Source organism: Pseudooceanicola sp. (genome assembly GCF_029213205.1).
In the GTDB taxonomy this organism is placed as follows: domain Bacteria; phylum Pseudomonadota; class Alphaproteobacteria; order Rhodobacterales; family Rhodobacteraceae; genus Pseudooceanicola.
Genome location: NZ_JARGNH010000001.1, coordinates 151289 through 170082, shown reverse-complemented (window position 1 = coordinate 170082; position 18794 = coordinate 151289). Strand labels below are relative to the sequence as shown.

The following is an 18794-nucleotide window of genomic DNA, read 5'->3' as shown; positions in this document are numbered from 1 at the left end:
GGATTGACAGCAGGGACATGGATAACGGATCTTGCCCGAAACCGCCGCCAATCGAGCGGCCCGGAAGAACAACGAGGCAGAGCAATGTTCAGAAAGGCAACGTTTTCGGTTGCGGCACTTGTGGTCATGGCGGCGTGTTCCGGCTCCGGAACCAACCCGTTCACCGCCGAGACGACGACCGATACGACAACCGATACAACGACGACCACGACGATTCCTTCGGGCGTGGCCGGTGATCTGAGTTCGATCACCTATGATGCCACCGCCCAGACCCTTGTGGTCAGCGGCATCACCCTGGACGACAAGCCGGTCGAGGGCACCTATGTGCGCCAGGCGGCGCTGGATGCGCAATTCGGCGGCTATCAGGTGTTTACCTCGCAGGACGATTCACTGGACCGCCACGCCATCGCGCTGGTGCTGCAATCGCAGGGCACCGCGCAGACCGGGCAGGTGCGGGCCGGCGTCGCCGCGACCGGCGGACCGCGCAACCGCTATTTCGCCGGTGGCTATTACGAACGCGACGGCGACTACGATCCGCCCGATGTCTCGGCAACCTCGGGGCTGGTGTCCTATGCCGGATCCTATGTCGGGCTGACCAATATCGGGGTCCGCGATGGGCTGCTGATTGCGGTCGATCCGACCGTGCCGATCGAATTGCAGCCCTACCGGGCGGCGCAGGTCACCGGCAATGTGTTTCTCAACGCCGATTTCGGCGACAACAGTGTCGAAGGCAATATCTACAACCGGACGATCGTGCCCACCGGTCAGAACCTGCCCTCACTGGTTCTGGTGGCAAGCAGCATCGCCACCGACGGGACCTTCAGCGGCGAGGTCGAATATGACAGCTTTCAAACCGATCCGACCTATGCCGGGCTCGATCCGACCACCGACAATGACATTGGCGATTACGCCGGGATTTTCGGCGGCACCGATTCCGCCTCGGTCGGTGGCCTGGTGCACCTGACCGAACTCGACGGGCCGGACGATCGCCTGACTTATGAGGGCGAAGAGGAATACGGCGTCTTTGTCCTGCAGCAATGCGGCACCACCGGCGCCAATTCCACCCTTTGCAATTCGGTAAATTGAGCCGGGGCCATTGGGCCCGGCGACTGCAATCTCGGGGCCGGGCCATCGCGCTGGCGCTGGGTTTGGCGCTGCCGGGAACCCTGGCCGCGCAACCGGCCCAGACCTCGGTCACGCTGACCCTGCCGCAGGCCCGCGCGGCGGCCCTGGCGGCGGCGCAGCACGGCGATGCGGAGACGGTGCGGCTGCTGACCTTTGGACTGAAACAGGCCGGGGCCGCCGATGGTCAGATGCATTACCTGCTGGCACGGGCCGAGATGGACCTCGGCCGCCCTGTCCCGGCATTGGACGCGGCGCGGACCTCCTACCGGCTGGCGGGCAGCAAACGGCAACGCTTCGACGCCGCGCAGCTGGCGGCGGCCGCCGCGCAGGCGGCAGGGCGCAGCACCACCGCGCAATTGTGGCTGCGCCGGGTCTATCAGAACACTGACAACCCGGCGGACCGAAAGGCGATTGCCCGCGACTACCGGATCCTGCGGGCGATCAATCCATTCAGTTTCCAGATGGCGGCCAGCGTTGCGCCCTCGTCAAATGTGAACAACGGCAGCGGCTCGCAGTTCAATATCATCGACGGGGTGCCGCTGGTCGGCGTCCTCAGCCCCACGGCGCAGGCGCTGTCCGGGCTGGTCTATTCCGCCGATCTGTCCCTGGGCTACCGCCTGGGTGAATTGCGCAAGGACCGGCGGCTGACCGCCGTCGCCCGGCTCTACACCAAGCAGGTGCATCTGTCCGACAGCGCCCGGGCCAAGGCACCGACGGCGCGGGACAGTGACTTTGCCCTGATCCTGGCCGAGGCCGGATTGCGCCTGGCCACCAGCGCCGAGGATGGCACCCGCCTTGGCGGCGGCCTGATCGCCGGGCAAAGCTGGTATGGCGGCAGCCGCTATTTCGGGTTTTTCCGGGGCGAAGCCAGCTGGTCGCGCCGGCTGGGCCAGAGCACCGGGATCGGCGTCGCGGGGTATTTCGAACGCCGCGATTACGACGCCAGCCCGACGACGGAAAACCTGGCGCAGATCGGCCTCTGGGCGAGCCAGGCACTGCCGGATGGCAGCCAGCTCGGCCTCAGGCTGACCTATGTGAATTCCAACCTGACCGGCAAGACCCGCGACAGCCACAGCCTGTCGGCGCGGCTGGACTGGAGCCCGGAGGAAAAGATCGGCCCGGCGCATCTGACCCTGGGGGTGAATGCCAGCTACGCCAACTATCCCGACTACATGGTTGGTTTCATTGTGGTTCCCGGCGGTCGCCAGGACAAGACCATCGGCGTGCATGCCCGGGCGGTGTTCGACGATTTCGGCTATGCCGGCTTTGTTCCGACAATGGATATCGGCCTGTCCCGGACCACCTCCAACGTCAGCCGATTTGAAACCCGTACCTTTTCGGTCGGCTTCGGCATCCGCTCGGCGTTCTGAGGTCGCTCGACTTTTGCCGTCACCGGGCTAAGCTGTCTCTTCTGCAATCATCAGAAGAGGCACCAAATGGGCATCACCTATCTGCATACGATGGTCCGGGTGAAGGACCTGGAAAAGACCATGGCATTCTTTGAGCTTTTGGGCCTGGTCGAAACCCGGCGCATCGACAATGAAGCCGGGCGGTTTTCCCTGGTCTTCATGGCCCCGCCCGACCAACAGGACTGCCCGGTCGAACTGACCTACAATTGGGACGGCGACGACGGCCTGCCCTCGGACAGCCGCCATTTCGGCCATCTGGCCTATGCGGTCGATGACATTTACGCGACCTGCGCGCATTTGCAGAAGAACGGGGTTACCATCAACCGACCGCCGCGTGACGGGCGCATGGCCTTCGTGCGCTCACCCGACAATATCTCGGTTGAATTGTTGCAATCCGGTGAGGCAAAAGCCCCCGCCGAACCCTGGGCCAGCATGGAGAACACCGGTCATTGGTGACAGACCTGCCGCCTTTCCGGTCGCGCCCCCGGGGCCTGTTGCGGGTTCTTGCCCTGGGCCTTGGCCTGGCGCTTGGCACCGGCGCGGCGGCAGAGTGTCGCCTGGCATTGGTGCTGGGGCTCGACGTGTCCTCTTCCGTCGATCCCGGCGAATATGACCTGCAGAAATACGGGCTGGCCACGGCCCTCGGGTCAGTCCCGGTGCGCGAGGCATTGCTGAATGTCACCGGCGGCTATGTCACCTTGGCGGTGTTCGAATGGTCCGGGCGCTATCAACAAAAGATGGTGCTGGACTGGACCCGGATGGACCTGCCCGCCGCGCTGGACATGGCGGTGCTGCAGATCGCCCGGGCCGAGCGCAGCTATTCGCGGTTTCCCACTGCGATCGGCTATGCGCTGGCCTATGCCGCCGGGGTGCTGCACCGGGCGCCGACCTGCAAGCGCCGGGTGATCGATATTTCCGGCGACGGGGTCAACAAGAGGGCTTTGGCCCCGCCCTCGCCTATCGCAACTTCCCGCTCGACGGGGTGACGGTGAATGGGCTGGTGATCATCGACACCGACCCGCTGGTGCTGCCGTTCTATCGACGGGAATTGCGCCGCGGGCCAGGCGCCTTTGTTGAAACCGCCCATGGCTTTGCCGATTTCGCCGAGGCGATGACCCAGAAGCTCTATCGCGAAATCAATGATATCGTGGTTGGCAGCCTATCAGACACCGGGTCGGAGGATCAGGGATGATGCGCAAACTCATCGGCACGGCGCTGGCCCTTTGGCTGGGCCTCGGCGCGGCGGCGCTGGCCGAGTGTCGCCTGGCGCTGGTGCTAGCACTGGATGTCTCGGGCTCGGTCAGCGGCACCGAATACCGGTTGCAGCTCGACGGGGTGGCGAATGCGCTGATGAACCCGGAGGTGAGCGAGGCCATTCTGGCGATTCCCGGTGCCACCGTCGGGCTCACCGTGTTCGAATGGAGCGGGCCACGATTTCAGCGGGTGCTGGTCGACTGGTCCGATCTGGCAACCGCCGAGGATATCCTGCGGGTCGCCGCCACCCTGCGCGCCACCAAACGCAGCCCGACCGAACCCTCCACCGCAATCGGCAATGCCATGGCCTTTGCCGCCGCCAGCCTGCTGAACGGGCCGCGCTGTGACCGCGAGGTGATCGACATTTCCGGCGATGGCAAATCGAACAACGGCCCGAACCCACGCGATGTGCTGTTGTTGCCGCAGGTGACCATCAACGCGCTGGCGATCGGCGGTGAGCTGATCGACCCGGCGGAACTGCGCCCTGTCGGGCTGGCCGAGCTGACAGCCTATTTCCGCGCCTATGTCCTGCGTGGTCCGCAAGCCTTTGTCGAAACCGCAATCGGGTTCAGCGCCTTTCAGGAGGCGATGGTGCGCAAGTTGAAACGCGAATTGCAGATACTGGCAGTTTCGGACGCCGAGCCGTTGCGGTTCGCGCCTCTGAGCCCTCAGTAAAGGTTGAGCCGTCAGTAGATATAGCGGATCTGGTCGGTCCAATAGCGTTCCAGCCGGCGCAGGGTGGTGGTCACATCGTCGATGGCCTGCATGCCCAGCACCCCCTTGGCCTCAAGCCCGTCGGCATGGCGATCGAACAATAGGGTGACGACATCGTGGATCTCGCGCCCCTTCGAGGTCAGCTTGACCCGCACCGACCGGCGATCCACCTCGCAGCGCTGATGATGCATATAGCCCATCTCGACCAGCTTCTTGAGGTTGTAGCTGACGTTGGAGCCCTGGTAATAGCCGCGCGATTTCAGTTCACCGGCGGTGACCTCATGGTCGCCGATATTGAACAGCAACAGCGCCTGCACCGCGTTGATTTCCAGCACGCCGACCCGTTCGAATTCATCCTTGATCACGTCCAGCAGCAGCCGGTGCAACCGTTCGACCAGCGCCAGCGCGTCAAGGTAAGAAGCCATATAGGCCGCCGGACCTGTCCGCGTAGGCATTGCATTGTGAATGCTCATTGCTATCTCCATCCGCAGCTGCTCGGGATGGTATTGACCGACAAATCCGAAAAATCAGTTAAACCGGTAAAGATAGCGTGCGCAGGTGATCAGCCGCCGCCTGCCGCGGCAGGACCTGCCATGATCCGCGCGATCAGCGGATGATATTGCGCCGGTGCCGCCTGCTGCCCGGTGACCCAGACCAGCAAGTCCTGATCGTTTTCCCAGAGCAGCGCATCATAGGTGGTCAGCTCGGCCTCGGACAGCGTGGCCAGCTCGGCATCGGCAAAGCGGCTGAGCAGGATATCCATTTCCTTGATCCCGCGCCGCATCGAGCGCATCCGCAGGCGTTTCAGCCGATCCTCGTGACTCTCGCTCATGCCTCACCCTTCAATGTCTTGCGCAGACTTTTTTCCAATTGCCCCAGACGTTCGGTCATCCGGGCCATCTGCACCCGGATGTCGCGCATTTCCGTCAGGATTACCATCGCATCCCCGCTCAGCTCTCCGGCTTCGCCCGGGTTGGGGGCGCCATCGCCCTCACCGTTCAGCAGCCAGCCGAGCGAGACGCTCAGCAATCCCGCCATCATCTGCAACTTGTTGGCGCGCGGTTCGGAAAGGTCATCCTCCCAACCGCGCAGGGTCGCCAGCCGCACCCCCAGCCGTCGGGCCAGCTCGCTCTGGGTCATCCCCGCGGCCTCGCGCGCGCCGGCAATCCGGTCGCCAAAGGTCGAGGTTTCGGGATCGAACCAATGTTCGTCGATATCCTGAGGTGTCATCTTTTGCCCTTTCCGCCGATCCCGCTTGAACGGCTTTGGCCCTGTAACTAAGACAGGGACGCACAGATCACAAATCCAAGGCCCGGACATGCCCTTTTTGTCGAACACACTTTCACGCGTGAAGCCTTCGCCGACCATCGCCATGTCCAACAAGGCGGACGAGCTGAAAGCAGCAGGCGGCGACATCATCGGACTGGCGGCCGGTGAGCCGGATTTTGACACGCCCGACAATATCAAGGCTGCGGCGATTGCGGCAATCAATGCCGGAAAAACGAAATACACCGCGGTGGATGGCATTCCTGAGCTGAAACAGGCGATCTGCGCCAAGCTGAAGCGCGACAACGAACTTGACTACACCCCGGCCCAGGTCAGTGTCGGCACCGGTGGCAAACAGATCCTCTATAATGCCCTGATGGCAACCCTCAATCCCGGCGACGAAGTGGTGATCCCGGCACCCTATTGGGTGTCCTACCCGGATATGGTGCTGCTGGCTGGCGGCACCCCGGTGATCGCCGAGGCCTCGATCCAGACCAATTACAAGCTGACCCCAGATCAACTTGAGACGGCGATCACCCCGAACACCAAATGGTTCATCTTCAACTCGCCTTCCAACCCGACCGGTGCCGGCTATTCGCGGGAGGAGCTAAAAGGGTTGACCGATGTGCTGATGCGTCACCCGCATGTCTGGGTGATGACCGACGACATGTATGAACATCTCGCCTATGACGATTTCGAATTCTGCACCCCCGCGGAGGTCGAGCCGGGCCTGTATAACCGCACCCTGACGGTCAATGGCGTGTCCAAGGCCTATGCGATGACGGGCTGGCGGATCGGCTATGCCGCCGGGCCGGAAAGCCTGATCGGGGCGATGCGCAAGGTGCAGTCGCAAAGCACCTCGAACCCCTGTTCGATCAGCCAATGGGCGGCGGTCGAGGCGTTGAACGGGCCGCAGGATTTCCTGGCACCCAACAACGCCCTGTTCAAACGCCGCCGCGATCTGGTGGTGGCGATGCTGAGCCAGATCGACGGCATGGTCTGCCCGGTGCCCGAAGGCGCGTTCTATGTCTATCCCTCGATCAGCGGGCTGATCGGCAAGACCAGCGTCGGCGGCACCAGGATTGTCGATGACGAAGCCTTCGCCACCGCGCTGCTGGAAGAGACCGGTGTGGCGGTGGTGTTCGGCGCGGCCTTCGGTCTGTCCCCGAATTTTCGCATCTCCTACGCCACATCCGACGCGGCCTTGACCGAGGCCTGCAGCCGGATTCAGAAATTTTGCGCCGGGCTGACGGGCTGAACGGCCCGTCGCGTCACCGCGTCGCTACAGGATAACCAGGAGCCATCCGAGATGAGCCAGGACCTCCCGCCATATTATTTTCGTGTGCGTGAAAACGGCGCCTTTGTCTATCGCATCGACACCGCTGACCGGATGCGCCGGATCGAGATGGACCAGATCGCCGTGGTCAACATCCGCAACGGCGAGATCAAGCCGCATGGCGACCGCGGGCTGAGCGAGGCCGATATCGCGGCGATCACCGCCTGGATGGAAGAGCGCATTGCCCTTCTGGCCAAGCGTGACATCGACGACATCCTGCGCGCCATCGACCATATGAACCTGACCACCCATTGGGCCCAATCCCGCGCCAGCGAAGAACAGCTGGAAACGGTCACCGACGCGCTGCTGCTGGCCATGCATGACCTGCGCACCGTTCTGGTGCGCAAGAAGGCCGACCGGGTGATGCGCGAGCGCGGCATGGTCTAGACTCCGCCCCGCCCCCCCTATTCATTTATCTAACAGAAAGACCAAATATGCCATCGAACGCCCAACCCGCCGCCGGAACCGAAACCCTGTTCCGTCCGATCACCATCGGCTCGATGACCCTGAAAAACCGGATCGTCATGGCCCCGATGACCCGCAACAAGGCGCAGGACGGGATCCCGGCGGACACCAATGCCGAATATTATCGCAAGCGCGCCGTCGGTGGTGTCGGTCTGATCCTGACCGAAGGCACGGTGGTGGATCGCCCGACCTCGCGCAACCTGCCGCATGTGCCGTTCTTCCACGGCGACACCGCGCTGACAGGCTGGCAGCAGGTGGCCGAGGCCGTGCATGGCGCGGGCGGCAAGATCGGGCCGCAAATCTGGCACACCGGATCGACCCGCGGCTCAGCCGGCTGGGAACCGGACAGCCCGGTCGAAAGCCCCTCGGGCATCGTCAAGCCGGGCGAGCCGCGCGGCAATGTGATGAGTGATGCCGATATCGCCGACCTGATCGCCGCCTTTGCCCGCGCCGCCGCCGATTCCGAGGCGCGCGGCTTTGACATGACCGAGGTGCATGGCGCCCACGGCTATCTGCTGGATCAGTTCATGTGGGACGGCACCAATCTGCGTGACGATTCCTGGGGCGGCCCGACCCTGCCCGAGCGTACGCGGGTGCTGGTCGAAATCATCAAGGCGATCCGCGCCGCGGTCAGCCCGGACTACCCGGTGTTCCTGCGCCTCAGCCAATGGAAACAGCAGGATTACGACGCCCGCCTGGCCCCGACCCCGGCCGAGATGGAGGCCTGGCTGACCCCGCTGGCCGATGCCGGTGTCGACGTGTTCCACTGCTCGCAGCGCCGGTTCTGGGTGCCGGAATTCCCTGAACTCGATGGCGAGGACGGGCTGAACTTTGCCGGCTGGGCCAAGAAGCTGACCGGCAAGCTGACCTGCAGCGTCGGCTCGGTCGGGCTGGACGGCGAATACTTCGGCGCCTTCCGGGGTCGTAGCGCCGGGCCCAGCGGTGTCGACAAGCTGATCGAGCGGATGGAGCGCGACGAATTCGACCTGATCGCGGTCGGCCGCATCCTGATCAGCGACCCGGATTGGGTGCAAAAGGTGCGCACCGGCGCTGAAACCAGCGGCTTTGACGCGGAAGCGCTGAAAACCCTGGTCTAAGACAGCCAACCGCATCCCGGCTGGGCACTTGACCTGACCAGCCGGGATCAGCGGCTTGCCCCGCCGCCGGTGATCCCGGCATTGGCGTGCAAGATGTCGCGCCCGCCACAGGCGGCTTCGGCGCCGCCCCGGGTTCGGCCAGCATCCACGCGCTCGCCCGCCCGATGCCTGAGGCCGCGCCGGTGAGGATGGCGCCCTGACCGTTCAGATCACTGGTATTCCTGCCCTATCGCTCCCTCCTGATGCGGCGCCGGTGACTTCGATTCCCGCGCCTGCTATTCACTGCCAATGGTTGTCTCTGCGCGCCCCAAATCCAACCGACCGGTGGCCGACAGTGCCGCTGTATCCGCCGCCCCGGCCAGGATGATTTTCCAGCGGGTCAGGAAATCGCCAAGCTGACCGGGAATAATCGCCTTGAGGAAATTGCCGGACCCAATAGCGCGCCACGCCGATACCCGACAACCCTGCCCCGAAGATCAGACGATCCAGGCTCACCCGCGCCATTCAACATACCCATCTCTCTAAAAGCCTACATCTTGCTGCCGGTGAAAGGGTCAAATGGGGCCCCGAAACTCGCCTCGTTCGCCTCGACAGATCGCTGAAATCCGGTTTCCTTCCCCGCCCTGCCCGCTTAACCTGAGGATCACGTGAAACGGAGGACACGCGCATGCCCCAGGCCGATGTCAACGGGATCGATATCTATTATCAGGTCGAAGGACCGGATGATGGCAAACCCATTCTGCTGATCACCGGTGTCGGCACCCAGATGACCCGCTTCCCCCAGGGCTTTGTCGACCTGCTGGCCGGACGTGGATATCGGGTGGTCCGGATGGACAACCGCGACATTGGCCTGAGCCAGAAATTCACCGACCACGGCATACCCGATTTTCGGGAAGCCTCAAAAGCCAAGGCCGAGGGCCGCAAGGCCGACCTCGCCTATCAGCTATCGGATATGGCTGGGGATTGCGCGGCGTTGCTCGATCACCTCGGGATTGCGCAGGCGCATATCTGCGGCTTTTCGATGGGCGGGATGATCGCCCAACTGGTGGCGATCGAACATCCCGCCAAGGCGCTGTCGCTGACCTCGATCATGTCGAACACCGGCAATCCCGAATTGCCCAACGGCACCCCTGAGGCACTGGCGGCGCTGACCACCCCGCGCCCGGACCCGACCCAGGATCTGGAGGCTTTCATCGCCCATGGCGTCAACACCGCCCAGGTCATCGGCAGCCCGGCCTGGCCGCAGCCAGTCGCCGATATTCGCGCCGCGATCCTGGTTGACTACGAACGTTCGTTCCATCCGACCGGCTTTCCCCGGCAATATGCCGCGATCCTTGCCACCTATGACCGGCGGCCGTTCCTGAACAAGCTGACGCTGCCGACGGTGGTCATTCACGGGCTACAGGATCCGCTGGTGCCAATTGCGGGCGGGCGCGACACCGCCGCCAATGTGCCAGGGTCCGACCTGATCGAGATCGACGGCATGGGCCACAACATGCCCCCCGAGATCTGGCCCCGGATCATCGACGGCATCGAAACCGCAGCGCTCAAGGTCTGAACGCAAAACCCCGGGCCACCGCTCTGGTGACCCGGGGCCATGTGCCATCGCCGGTTTTCAGGCGATCACGTCTTGGCGGAAATTTTCCGGATCAGCCCCTCTTGCGCCACGTTGGCGACCATGCGGCCATCACGGGTGAAAATCCGGCCCCTGGTAAAGCCGCGAGCTTTACCCGACCAGGTGCTGTCCATCACATAGAGCAGCCATTCGTCCATCCGGAGATCGCCATGCATCCACAGCGCATGGTCGAGGCTGGCAACCATCATATCCTCACGTCCGAAACTGACCCCGTTGCGGGTCAGCGAGGCGCCAAGGATACCCATATCCGAAGTATAGGCCAAAGCGGTGCGATGCAGCGCCGGGCTGTCCGGCATCGCCGCACGGGCGCGCATCCATGCATGCTGCACCAGGATCGATCCGGTTTCCTCAAACGGCGGCCGTGGCTCGCAGGGGCGGACCTCGATCGGGCGGGCGCGTTTGAGGAACTTGTAATATTCATCCTCCAGGTTTTCGCGATGCGCCTCGGCCAGCTCCTGTTCGTTCAACAGGTCTTCGGGCGGCGGCACCTTGGGCATGTCTTCCTGGTGATGCAGCCCCGGTTCATCCACCTGGAACGACGCGGCCATGTTCAGGATCGGGCGCCCCGATTGCACCGCCACCACCCGACGGGTGGTAAAGCTGCCACCGTCGCGGTCACGCTCGATCTGATAGAGCACCGGTTCGGCGGCATTGCCGGGGCGCATGAAATAGGCATGCAGCGAATGCGCCGCCCGGTCGTCGCTGACCGTGCGGGTCGCGGACATCAGCGCCTGGGCGATCACCTGACCGCCGAAACTGCGGCCACGCCCCGACGGGGTTGCGATGCCACGAAAGAAATTGTCTTCGAGCCGCTCCACGTCAAGGATTGTAGTCAGCTCATCCTCGCCCTGGGGTGCCCGGTTTGCCACTGCGTCGCTCATCGGTTTCTCCAGTCTGCTCGCCCGCCACTGGCGCGGGCCGGGTGCTACGTCCTGCAAGCATAGTCCGAATGCAAGCGGATTCTGCAATGCCGCATGCAAACCACAACCGATCAGACCAAGGATTGACCGCGCGGTAGAATGCCTCGATCCTAGGCCCAGCATCGAGCGGAGGAGCATGCCATGAGCGACGATATTCTGACCCCGGGCGGGCGTCCAGCCCTGATCACCGGCGCCGGCCAGGGGGGGGCCGCCAGATCGCCCTGCATCTGGCCAGCCATGGCTGCCCCGGTGTGGTGGTGAGTGATTTCCAGGCCGACCGCGTCGAAGCCGTGGCCGAAGAGGTGCGCGCTGCGGGCGGCACCGCCCTGGCCTATCAATGCAATGTCGGCAATATCGGCGCCACCCCGACCGACAACGCCCGCGCCCCGTTCTGGACCACCGGGCCCGCGGATTGGAACAGCTTTATAGGGGTGAATTTCTATTGGGTAATCAACGCCACCTCGGCGGTAATCGCGGGGCTGATCGAACGTCAGGCACCAGGCCGGATCATCACCATCATCTCGGAGGCGGCCCATTTCGGCGACAGCGAGCTGGAGATTTATGCCGGGGCCAAGGCCGGGGCTGCAGGCTTCCTGCGCGGCTGCGCCCGCACCCTGGGGCGGCACGGCATCACCGCGAACTGCATCGCCATCGCCTTTACCGCCACGCCCGATGTGCGCAAGAAATACGAGGCCGACCCGGAGCGGCTGAAAAAGATGATGAGCCGCCGTATTGTCCGCCGCCCGGGTGAGCCCACCGATATTGCCAATATGGCATTGTTCCTGTCCTCGGACGCCTCGGAATGGATCACCGGCCAGACCTATTCGGTCTCGGGCGGTTTCCATCTGGGGGTATGAGACGATGAGCGACCTGCCCCCCTCCCGCCTGCCCGCCAGCATCACCTCGCGCCTGCGTCTGCCGGTGGTTTCGGCCCCGATGCTGCGGATTTCCGGGGTCGATCTGGTGACCGCCTGCTGCAATGCCGGGGTGATCGGATCCTTTCCGACGGTGAATGCCCGCAGCACCGATCAGCTGCGCGACTGGGTCAACGCGATCCGCGCCGGGCTCACTCCCAATGCCGCGCCCTGGGCCGCCAACCTGATCATGCGCAACCCTCGGGTGCAGGAGGATGCGGCGATCCTGACCGAGGCCGGAGTCGAGATCGTGATCACCGCCGTCGGCTCGCCAGTGCCGGTGATGCCGGTGCTGAAACAGGCCGGGGCCCTGGTCTTTGCCGATATCGCCTCGCTGCATCACGCCCGCCGCGCGGTCGAAGCCGGGGTCGACGGGCTGGTGCTGCTTTCGGCCGGTGCCGGGGGGCAGACCGGCTGGGCCAACCCCTTTGCCTTTGTGCGGGCGGTGCGCCGCTTTTATGACGGGCCGGTGATCCTGTCGGGCGGGCTGACCGACGGTGCCTCGATTCGTGCGGCGCGGGTGCTCGGCGCCGATCTCGCCTATCTCGGCACAAGGTTCATCGCCACGGATGAAAGCCTGGCCGAAGCGGGCTACAAACAGATGCTGGCCGACAGCAGCCTCGATGAGGTGATCACCACCAAGACCTTCACCGGGCTGGCGGCGAATTTCCTGAAACCTTCGATCCTGTCCACCGGCCTCGGCCTTGACGATCTCGACGAGACCATGACCCCGGCCCGGGCCTCGGAACTCTACGGCGCTGGTGGCCATGAGCGCCCGAAACGCTGGAAAAACATCTGGGCCGCCGGGCATTCGGTCTCGGGCGTCGGCGCCCCCCGACCCGTAGCCGAACTCGTCGCCGAGATGGCCGCGGAATTCGACGCCGCCTGATCTTCTCCTGGAGTTCACGCCCATCGTCGGACGCTGCGGGCCGGAAGCTGCGGCTGCAGAAGGGTCAATCCCCTCTGCGCCCGCCCCTCGCGCGACGTCGCAGACGGCGCGGCCCGAGGTCTGTGCGCGAAAACAGGTTTGCGCCGCCGGTTGGCGTCGCAAGGCTCATACGCCCGCGCCAAACTTTCAACCCTGCGCCCAATGCGCACCCGCGTGACCATCTGATCCCTGAATTCCGCAGGCTACGGGTTCCGCGTTCCCGGCATGAAAACACTCTCCTTCATCAGTGAAAAGTGGCCATCGAACCGGGGGAACTCCAACCCCAGAGCAAGACCCTGCTCTTGCAGTCTGACAGCCATCTCCACTGCCAAAGCCTGCCATCTGGTTAAATAAAAGTTAAAAAAGCACCAAAAGCGCCCTATCAGCCCATTGTACCGAACAATTAATTACCCATGGGCACTTTTTTGACAAAATTCGCTGTTACGCATGTAGCGAGAGGCCCCAGAAAGAAAATAGTCTATCCGCTACGGTCACATCAGAAGGCGCGAACGGGCAGGCTATTGGCAGCAGTGATGGAACAGTGAAATGCGACTTCTAATTGTAGATGACGAACCAAGCATCCTTGAGCTCCTGAGCGTTGCGCTCAAGGCTCTGGGGACCTACAAAATCAAGACAGCCAGGTCTGCGAAGCAGGCGCTGGAAATGATTGAAGGCAAGCCGCGCGAGTTCGATGCGTTCCTGCTCGACATTCAGATGCCCGAAATGAACGGCATCGAATTGTGCCGCGCAATCCGGGCCTCTGACCTCTACAAATCCGCGCCGATCCTGATGCTCACCGCGATGTCGCAGATGTCCTATGTGGAAAAGGCGTTTGACGCCGGGGCCACCGACTATGTGACCAAGCCGTTTGACTTTGAGAACCTCAAGCAACGGCTGAACGCGGCACGCAAGCTGAAATACTCCAAGGCGCCTGCCTCCGCGACCGAGGCCAATCCGGCGATGATGCGCTCGGTGTTTTTCCACGAAAAGCACGATTACACCACCGGACTCGACTTTTCGCAGGTCGAACGCTTCATCGGTGCCTCCGAGTTCGAAAACTATGTGCAACAGATGTCACGCTCCAAGGCGACGCACACCTGCGCCTTTGCGGTTCGGGTGACCAATGGCGCGGCAATCAATGCCAGCGTGTCGTCGATGGATTTCTACAACGCCATATTCAAGGTGGCCGAGCAACTGTCCAAGGCGACCAAGGTGAACGGTAGCCTGCTGACCTACAAGGGCAATGGCATCTTCCTCTGCGCCGAATATGGCAGCCGCAAAACCAACACCTCGGCGCTGGCGCGCAAAATTGCCACTGCGATGGCGGCAGATGCGTTTTCCCATCCCCGCCCTGAGACCGTGGTCGGCGACCATGCCGAAATGTCTGCCTTTACCGAGACCTCGGGCGGCGACCTGCTGCAGGCGGCGATTGAGAAATCCGAAAACCTCGATCCGATCGTCATCGACCCCGCCCCGGTGGAAATCGCCGAGGCGCCCCTGCCCCGCACCGCACCGGCGCTTCGGGCCCGGCCCTCGGCGCAGCCCCCCCAGCCCGACGCTCCACGCGCTCAGCGGCGCCCGGACCGAAAGGCCTATGAGAAAATGTTGCTCGATTCTCTGCGCAACGGCTGATCATATATTCGAGGGGCTTCGCGATGACCGCTTTGACCGACACAAAATACATCCGATTCCTGCGCCGGGCATTCCTGCACCAAACCCGTCAGCAGATTGTCGATTACACCACCGCCATCCGCGCGTTGATCTGGCAGCGCCAAGGCATTTTTGCAGCGGCGACGGTCCTTGCCGTCGCCTATATCAACGCGCCCAAGGCCCTGCTGTGCTATTCCATAGTCTTGCTCACCGAGCTGCTTGATCTGCGCCTGGCCCGTCGCGTCGCGAATTGGGAAGGCACGGGCGCCAAGCAAGCACGCGCCTTCTCTATCCAGATCCTGCTCAACACGGCGCTCAGCGCCACAGCGATCACGCTTTTCGTGCTGATGGTCGCCCTGGAACAACGCAGCGGCGACCATTTCGCACCGTTGTTCTTCCTGTTCGCGGCGGCCCTGTTCTGTGCGATGAACAATCACAATATCATCGGTGCCTTGGTGATACGGCTGGCGATTTACGCGGTCGGCTTTACCACCATCGCGCTGATAGATGTGGTGCGCTATATGCCACCGATCACCTCGCCGATCTGGTTGCAGTTCTTCACCGTCGTGTTCGTGATGTATTTCATCCTCGACGTGTCGCGGCTCTTCCTCGGCATGTATCGCGAAAATCAGGCCTATATCACCAAGCTTGAGGCCGAACACGCCAAGACCATGTCGGCATTCAAGGTGAAATCGAATTTCGTCTCGACCGTCAGTCACGAATTGCGCACTCCGCTGACCTCGATCAAAGGCTCGCTGGATCTGATCGCCAGCGGCGCGCTTGGCACCTTTCCCAAGGAACTGGCGCCCGTTCTCGATCTGGCCGGGCGCAACTGCAAGCGCCTGTCCGATCTGATCAACGATATTCTGGACGTGCAAAGCATGGAGGCCGGCCACTTCCTGAGCGACCTCAAACCACTTTGCCTTGAGGAACTGATCGAGGATGCGGTGCAGATGAATCACGGCTTTGCCGACACCCATGGCGTCTATCTCGATTACGTCAATCCGGGAACACGGACCTTTATCTCGGCCGACAGCCGCCGGATGACCCAGGTGATGACCAATCTGATTTCCAACGCGGTGAAGTTTTCCGATCACGGTGAAACCGTGACCCTGCGCTGCGAACAGGCCGACACCAAGGTGGTGGTCTTTGTCGAGGATAACGGCATCGGCATTCCCGAGGGCAGCCAGGACAAGGTCTTTGGCCAGTTCAGCCAGGTCGACAGTTCGGATGAGCGCGACGTTGGTGGCACCGGACTCGGTATGAACATCACCAAGCAGATCGTCGAGCTGCACAAAGGGGTGATCGACTATTTCAGTGAATTGGGCGTCGGCACCACCTTCATGGTTGCCTTTGACCGGATCCCAGAACCCAGCAAGGACGCCGTCGCAGAAAAGCCCAACAAGGCAAAAGTCGTTAAACCAAGACCCGTGACACCGCGACACGCCAAAGCGGCCGGCACCAGAAAAGCGGCCAGTGCCAGCAGGCCGCCCAAAGACCCGGCACCGTGGAACGACCCCGACACGATTCCGATGCCATCCGTGGGGCAGATCTAGGAGACCCCAGCAGAAGGAACCTGAGGTATGTCCGGGAAACGTCTGATTTTACGAATTTTCCTGAAGACTTCCCTGCCCAATGCCTGCAAATTGACCAGAAACTGTTGCAGGAATGCGATACACGCATAAGGAATCCAATTCTTGCCACACTCTTGACTTAGTTGAGTAGACAGCCCTCCCACGACCCGTCAAATTGACCTTGGGAAAAATGGGGCACTGGCTGACATGCAGCATCAAAGGGGGCTGGCGCTAAGCAAACGCGCCGACATCGTATTTCCAGAATTGGAACCGGGCGACACCGACAGTAAGGCCGCCCCTATCATTTTGAAACGCGGTGCCGCGCGCTCGACTTTGACCGGCGAAGAAACCGCGAAACTGGGTGCCATTCAGGTCACCGCGATGTCCTGGATGACGATGTCGCAATATGGCGATCTGATGCTGCAATTCATGCGCGCCCGGCACGAGGTGTTCATCGACCGGCTGCACTGGAACCTGCCGCAGACCGAGGGGCTGGAATTCGACCAATACGACACCCCCGAAGCGCGCTGGGTCGCGGTCCATGAATATGGCCAGGTGCTGGCGGGTATTCGCCTGATGCCGACCACCGCCCATTGTGCGCATTACAGCTATATGCTGCGCGATGCCCAGCTTGGCCTGCTGCCCGGCATTCCCGATGATGTGCTGTTTTTCGAGGCCCCGGTCGATCAGCGCACCTGGGAGGCCACCCGTCTGTTCATCGTTGACAGCGTCGACGCTGGCCGCCGGCCATTGGTCCAGCGCCTGCTGCTGAACGCCATGCAAGCCACCGCCGCCCAATGCGGCGCCACCAACGTCATCGGCATCGTTCCGTCGGTGTTCTCGCGTTGGCTGAAGCGCATCGGTATGGACGCCGCGCCGGTCGGACCAAAATTCAACATCGACGGCACCTGGAGCCAGGCCGCGTTGTTCGGGCTGGGTGATCGGCTGCATTGAGCGGCCGAGCCGGGCTCATTGCCTGGTGAGAGCGACGACCACAATTCTGGACACGCATGTGCAGCTTGCGGCCAATGCTTGGACTTGGGCGGCTTGCGCCCTATCACAGCAGCACCCCTTCGCACATACGAGGCCACCTTATGAGCAAGCTGTTTTCGCCAATCGACCTGCGCGGCGTGCGCCTGCGCAATCGGATCGTCATTCCACCGATGCACCAATACGCCGCCGACCAGGGTCACGTCTCTGACTGGACGATGATGAACGCGGGCCGGTTCGCGGCTGGCGGACCGGGCTTGTTCTTTGTGGAAAGCACCAAGGTGGAACGGCGCGGCGCCGGCACCGTGGGCGACCTGGGACTCTGGGACGACAAATTCATCCCCGGCATGACGCGGCTGGCGGATTTCATTCGCCACTGCGGTGCGGTCCCCGGCATCCAGCTTGGCCATTCCGGTCGCAAGGCCAAGCGTTTTCGCCCCTGGGAGGGCGGGCAGGCGCTGACCGGGCCGGACTCCGAGGACCCCAGCTGGCGCATCATCGGCCCGAGCGCCATCGCCCAGGGCAATGGGTATGAAACCCCGGAGGCGCTGGATACCGCCGGCGTCCGCACCGTGATTGCCAACTGGATTGCAGCGGCCGACCGGGCACGCAAGGCGGGCTTTGAAGTGCTCGAAATCCACGGGGCGCATGGCTATCTGGTCAACCAGTTCCTCTCGGATGTCACCAACCAGCGCAGCGACGAATATGGCGGCAGTTTCGAGAACCGCACCCGCTTCCTCTGCGAGATCATCGAGGGGGTGCGCAAGATCTGGCCCGATGACAAGCCGCTGTTCGTGCGGCTTTCGGTCGAGGATCATGCGAATTGGACGGTCGCCGACAGCATCGCGCTGAGCAAGCGGCTGGCCGATCTGGGTGTCGACGTGATCGATTGTTCCTCGGGCGGGATCGGGCGCAGCGCAGGCGGGTCGCCGCTGGAGCTTGGCTATCAGGTGCCCTATGCCGCCGCGCTGCGTCGGGACGCCGGGATCAAGACCATGGCGGTCGGGCTGATCATCGACCCCGCGCATGCCGAACAGATCCTAGAGGCCGGAGACGCCGATTTGATTGCCGTTGGACGCGAAGCTCAGAACGACCCGAATTGGCCGTTTCACGCGGCCGTGGCGCTTGGCGAAGAGTCACCCTTCGATCTGTTGCCAGACCAGCAGCGCCATTGGCTGGCCAATCGCGCCAAGCGCGGTTGGCGGTGATTGACGCCTAAAGCGCTGATCCATTGGAACCGCGAACAGCGGTGTGTTGCCCCATCTGATCCAGCGGATGGCGCAAGCCTTGGGCCGTGTGGGCCTCAGGCAGAAACGCTTTCCCTCTACATCAACATGTTGGGGTGAGGAACTGGCGCCCCATTCGGGCCGCGTTGAACCCGCAGCGGGCGTTCATCATCAAACAAGGCGAGGAAGGCACCACGGTGCCCGAACGACACGTCCCGCCGTTCGGATCCAGCCTATGCTGCGCCCGCGAAAGCTACCGGTCGGGCGGGATGCGGCCGAGCAGCGCCAGC

At 62.9% G+C, this 18794-nt stretch carries 18 protein-coding genes and 1 pseudogene; 15 read left to right on the top strand and 4 right to left on the bottom strand.

What is annotated here, in order from left to right; all coding sequences use genetic code 11:
- Positions 1-84 precede the first annotated feature (84 nt).
- The 5 genes and pseudogenes from P1U48_RS00860 to P1U48_RS00840 all read left to right on the top strand — a co-directional run bounded on the left by P1U48_RS00860 (position 85) and on the right by P1U48_RS00840 (position 4463).
- Positions 85-1086, top strand: a complete 1002-nt coding sequence (locus P1U48_RS00860; protein ID WP_301066275.1) for a thymidylate synthase — start codon at positions 85-87, stop codon at positions 1084-1086.
- Positions 1083-2495: a hypothetical protein gene (locus P1U48_RS00855; protein WP_301066274.1), complete on the top strand. Its 1413-nt coding sequence runs from the start codon at positions 1083-1085 to the stop codon at positions 2493-2495. The genes P1U48_RS00860 and P1U48_RS00855 overlap by 4 nt, the downstream gene beginning before the upstream one ends.
- Before the next feature lie 66 nt (positions 2496-2561).
- A complete protein-coding gene (locus tag P1U48_RS00850) occupies positions 2562-2990 on the top strand; it encodes a VOC family protein (RefSeq protein ID WP_301066273.1) in 429 nt (142 codons plus the stop codon).
- Positions 2987-3726, top strand: a pseudogene (locus tag P1U48_RS00845) (DUF1194 domain-containing protein). Before P1U48_RS00850 ends, P1U48_RS00845 begins: the two are co-directional and overlap by 4 nt.
- A complete protein-coding gene (locus P1U48_RS00840; RefSeq protein WP_301066272.1) occupies positions 3723-4463 on the top strand; it encodes a DUF1194 domain-containing protein in 741 nt (246 codons plus the stop codon). The pseudogene P1U48_RS00845 and the gene P1U48_RS00840 overlap by 4 nt, the downstream one beginning before the upstream one ends.
- Before the next feature lie 11 nt (positions 4464-4474).
- Here the strand turns inward: P1U48_RS00840 and P1U48_RS00835 are convergent, their stop codons facing one another.
- The 3 genes from P1U48_RS00835 to P1U48_RS00825 all read right to left on the bottom strand — a co-directional run bounded on the left by P1U48_RS00835 (position 4475) and on the right by P1U48_RS00825 (position 5732).
- On the bottom strand, positions 4475-4927 hold the full coding sequence (locus P1U48_RS00835) for a winged helix DNA-binding protein (RefSeq protein WP_301066270.1): 453 nt from the start codon (positions 4925-4927) through the stop codon (positions 4475-4477).
- A gap of 137 nt (positions 4928-5064) precedes the next feature.
- Complete coding sequence (locus P1U48_RS00830; RefSeq protein ID WP_301066268.1) at positions 5065-5334, bottom strand: succinate dehydrogenase assembly factor 2; 270 nt, start codon at positions 5332-5334, stop codon at positions 5065-5067.
- Entirely contained in the window at positions 5331-5732 is a 402-nt protein-coding gene (locus P1U48_RS00825; RefSeq protein ID WP_301066266.1) for a helix-turn-helix domain-containing protein, read from the bottom strand. The genes P1U48_RS00830 and P1U48_RS00825 overlap by 4 nt, the downstream gene beginning before the upstream one ends.
- An 88-nt stretch (positions 5733-5820) precedes the next feature.
- Here P1U48_RS00825 and P1U48_RS00820 point away from each other — a divergent pair, with 88 nt between their 5' ends.
- From P1U48_RS00820 to P1U48_RS00805, 4 genes are all read left to right on the top strand, one after another.
- Positions 5821-7026 carry a pyridoxal phosphate-dependent aminotransferase gene (locus tag P1U48_RS00820; protein WP_301066264.1) on the top strand — a complete coding sequence of 402 codons (1206 nt, stop codon included), beginning with the start codon at positions 5821-5823 and terminating at the stop codon, positions 7024-7026.
- A 51-nt stretch (positions 7027-7077) separates the two neighbouring features.
- Complete coding sequence (locus P1U48_RS00815; RefSeq protein WP_301066262.1) at positions 7078-7491, top strand: hypothetical protein; 414 nt, start codon at positions 7078-7080, stop codon at positions 7489-7491.
- A 47-nt stretch (positions 7492-7538) separates the two neighbouring features.
- Complete coding sequence (locus P1U48_RS00810) at positions 7539-8666, top strand: NADH:flavin oxidoreductase (protein WP_301066261.1); 1128 nt, start codon at positions 7539-7541, stop codon at positions 8664-8666.
- A 667-nt stretch (positions 8667-9333) separates the two neighbouring features.
- Positions 9334-10224 carry an alpha/beta fold hydrolase gene (locus tag P1U48_RS00805; RefSeq protein WP_301066260.1) on the top strand — a complete coding sequence of 297 codons (891 nt, stop codon included), beginning with the start codon at positions 9334-9336 and terminating at the stop codon, positions 10222-10224.
- A gap of 65 nt (positions 10225-10289) precedes the next feature.
- On the opposite strand, the gene P1U48_RS00800 is transcribed toward P1U48_RS00805, so the two are convergent.
- Positions 10290-11183 (bottom strand): acyl-CoA thioesterase II, encoded by an 894-nt coding sequence (locus tag P1U48_RS00800; protein ID WP_301066259.1) that lies wholly within the window; start codon positions 11181-11183, stop codon positions 10290-10292.
- 296 nt (positions 11184-11479) lie between these two features.
- On the opposite strand from P1U48_RS00800, the gene P1U48_RS00795 reads away from it, so the two are divergent.
- The 6 genes from P1U48_RS00795 (at position 11480) to P1U48_RS00770 (ending at position 18486) form a co-directional block, all read left to right on the top strand.
- Positions 11480-12079: an SDR family oxidoreductase gene (locus P1U48_RS00795; protein ID WP_301066258.1), complete on the top strand. Its 600-nt coding sequence runs from the start codon at positions 11480-11482 to the stop codon at positions 12077-12079.
- A gap of 4 nt (positions 12080-12083) precedes the next feature.
- Positions 12084-13025, top strand: a complete 942-nt coding sequence (locus P1U48_RS00790) for a nitronate monooxygenase (RefSeq protein WP_301066257.1) — start codon at positions 12084-12086, stop codon at positions 13023-13025.
- 585 nt (positions 13026-13610) lie between these two features.
- Positions 13611-14696 (top strand): response regulator, encoded by a 1086-nt coding sequence (locus tag P1U48_RS00785; RefSeq protein WP_301066256.1) that lies wholly within the window; start codon positions 13611-13613, stop codon positions 14694-14696.
- A 23-nt stretch (positions 14697-14719) separates the two neighbouring features.
- Positions 14720-16270 carry a HAMP domain-containing sensor histidine kinase gene (locus P1U48_RS00780; RefSeq protein WP_301066255.1) on the top strand — a complete coding sequence of 517 codons (1551 nt, stop codon included), beginning with the start codon at positions 14720-14722 and terminating at the stop codon, positions 16268-16270.
- Between the two features lie 225 nt (positions 16271-16495).
- Positions 16496-17242, top strand: coding sequence for an acyl-homoserine-lactone synthase (locus tag P1U48_RS00775; RefSeq protein WP_301066254.1), 747 nt, complete (start codon positions 16496-16498; stop codon positions 17240-17242).
- Between the two features lie 140 nt (positions 17243-17382).
- Positions 17383-18486: an NADH:flavin oxidoreductase/NADH oxidase gene (locus tag P1U48_RS00770; protein WP_301066253.1), complete on the top strand. Its 1104-nt coding sequence runs from the start codon at positions 17383-17385 to the stop codon at positions 18484-18486.
- The last annotated feature ends 308 nt before the right edge of the window (positions 18487-18794 follow it).

What these genes read in the sequence shown, in the direction of transcription:
- P1U48_RS00830 (WP_301066268.1), bottom strand. Translation starts at nt 5,334, where the DNA reads ATGAGCGAGAGTCACGAGGATCGGCTGAAACGCCTGCGGATGCGCTCG.
- P1U48_RS00810 (WP_301066261.1), top strand. Translation starts at nt 7,539, where the DNA reads ATGCCATCGAACGCCCAACCCGCCGCCGGAACCGAAACCCTGTTCCGT.
- P1U48_RS00850 (WP_301066273.1), top strand. Translation starts at nt 2,562, where the DNA reads ATGGGCATCACCTATCTGCATACGATGGTCCGGGTGAAGGACCTGGAA.
- P1U48_RS00815 (WP_301066262.1), top strand. Translation starts at nt 7,078, where the DNA reads ATGAGCCAGGACCTCCCGCCATATTATTTTCGTGTGCGTGAAAACGGC.
- P1U48_RS00800 (WP_301066259.1), bottom strand. Translation starts at nt 11,183, where the DNA reads ATGAGCGACGCAGTGGCAAACCGGGCACCCCAGGGCGAGGATGAGCTG.
- P1U48_RS00820 (WP_301066264.1), top strand. Translation starts at nt 5,821, where the DNA reads ATGCCCTTTTTGTCGAACACACTTTCACGCGTGAAGCCTTCGCCGACC.
- P1U48_RS00770 (WP_301066253.1), top strand. Translation starts at nt 17,383, where the DNA reads ATGAGCAAGCTGTTTTCGCCAATCGACCTGCGCGGCGTGCGCCTGCGC.
- P1U48_RS00860 (WP_301066275.1), top strand. Translation starts at nt 85, where the DNA reads ATGTTCAGAAAGGCAACGTTTTCGGTTGCGGCACTTGTGGTCATGGCG.
- P1U48_RS00835 (WP_301066270.1), bottom strand. Translation starts at nt 4,927, where the DNA reads ATGGCTTCTTACCTTGACGCGCTGGCGCTGGTCGAACGGTTGCACCGG.
- P1U48_RS00790 (WP_301066257.1), top strand. Translation starts at nt 12,084, where the DNA reads ATGAGCGACCTGCCCCCCTCCCGCCTGCCCGCCAGCATCACCTCGCGC.
- P1U48_RS00785 (WP_301066256.1), top strand. Translation starts at nt 13,611, where the DNA reads ATGCGACTTCTAATTGTAGATGACGAACCAAGCATCCTTGAGCTCCTG.
- P1U48_RS00840 (WP_301066272.1), top strand. Translation starts at nt 3,723, where the DNA reads ATGATGCGCAAACTCATCGGCACGGCGCTGGCCCTTTGGCTGGGCCTC.
- P1U48_RS00805 (WP_301066260.1), top strand. Translation starts at nt 9,334, where the DNA reads ATGCCCCAGGCCGATGTCAACGGGATCGATATCTATTATCAGGTCGAA.
- P1U48_RS00775 (WP_301066254.1), top strand. Translation starts at nt 16,496, where the DNA reads ATGCAGCATCAAAGGGGGCTGGCGCTAAGCAAACGCGCCGACATCGTA.
- P1U48_RS00825 (WP_301066266.1), bottom strand. Translation starts at nt 5,732, where the DNA reads ATGACACCTCAGGATATCGACGAACATTGGTTCGATCCCGAAACCTCG.
- P1U48_RS00780 (WP_301066255.1), top strand. Translation starts at nt 14,720, where the DNA reads ATGACCGCTTTGACCGACACAAAATACATCCGATTCCTGCGCCGGGCA.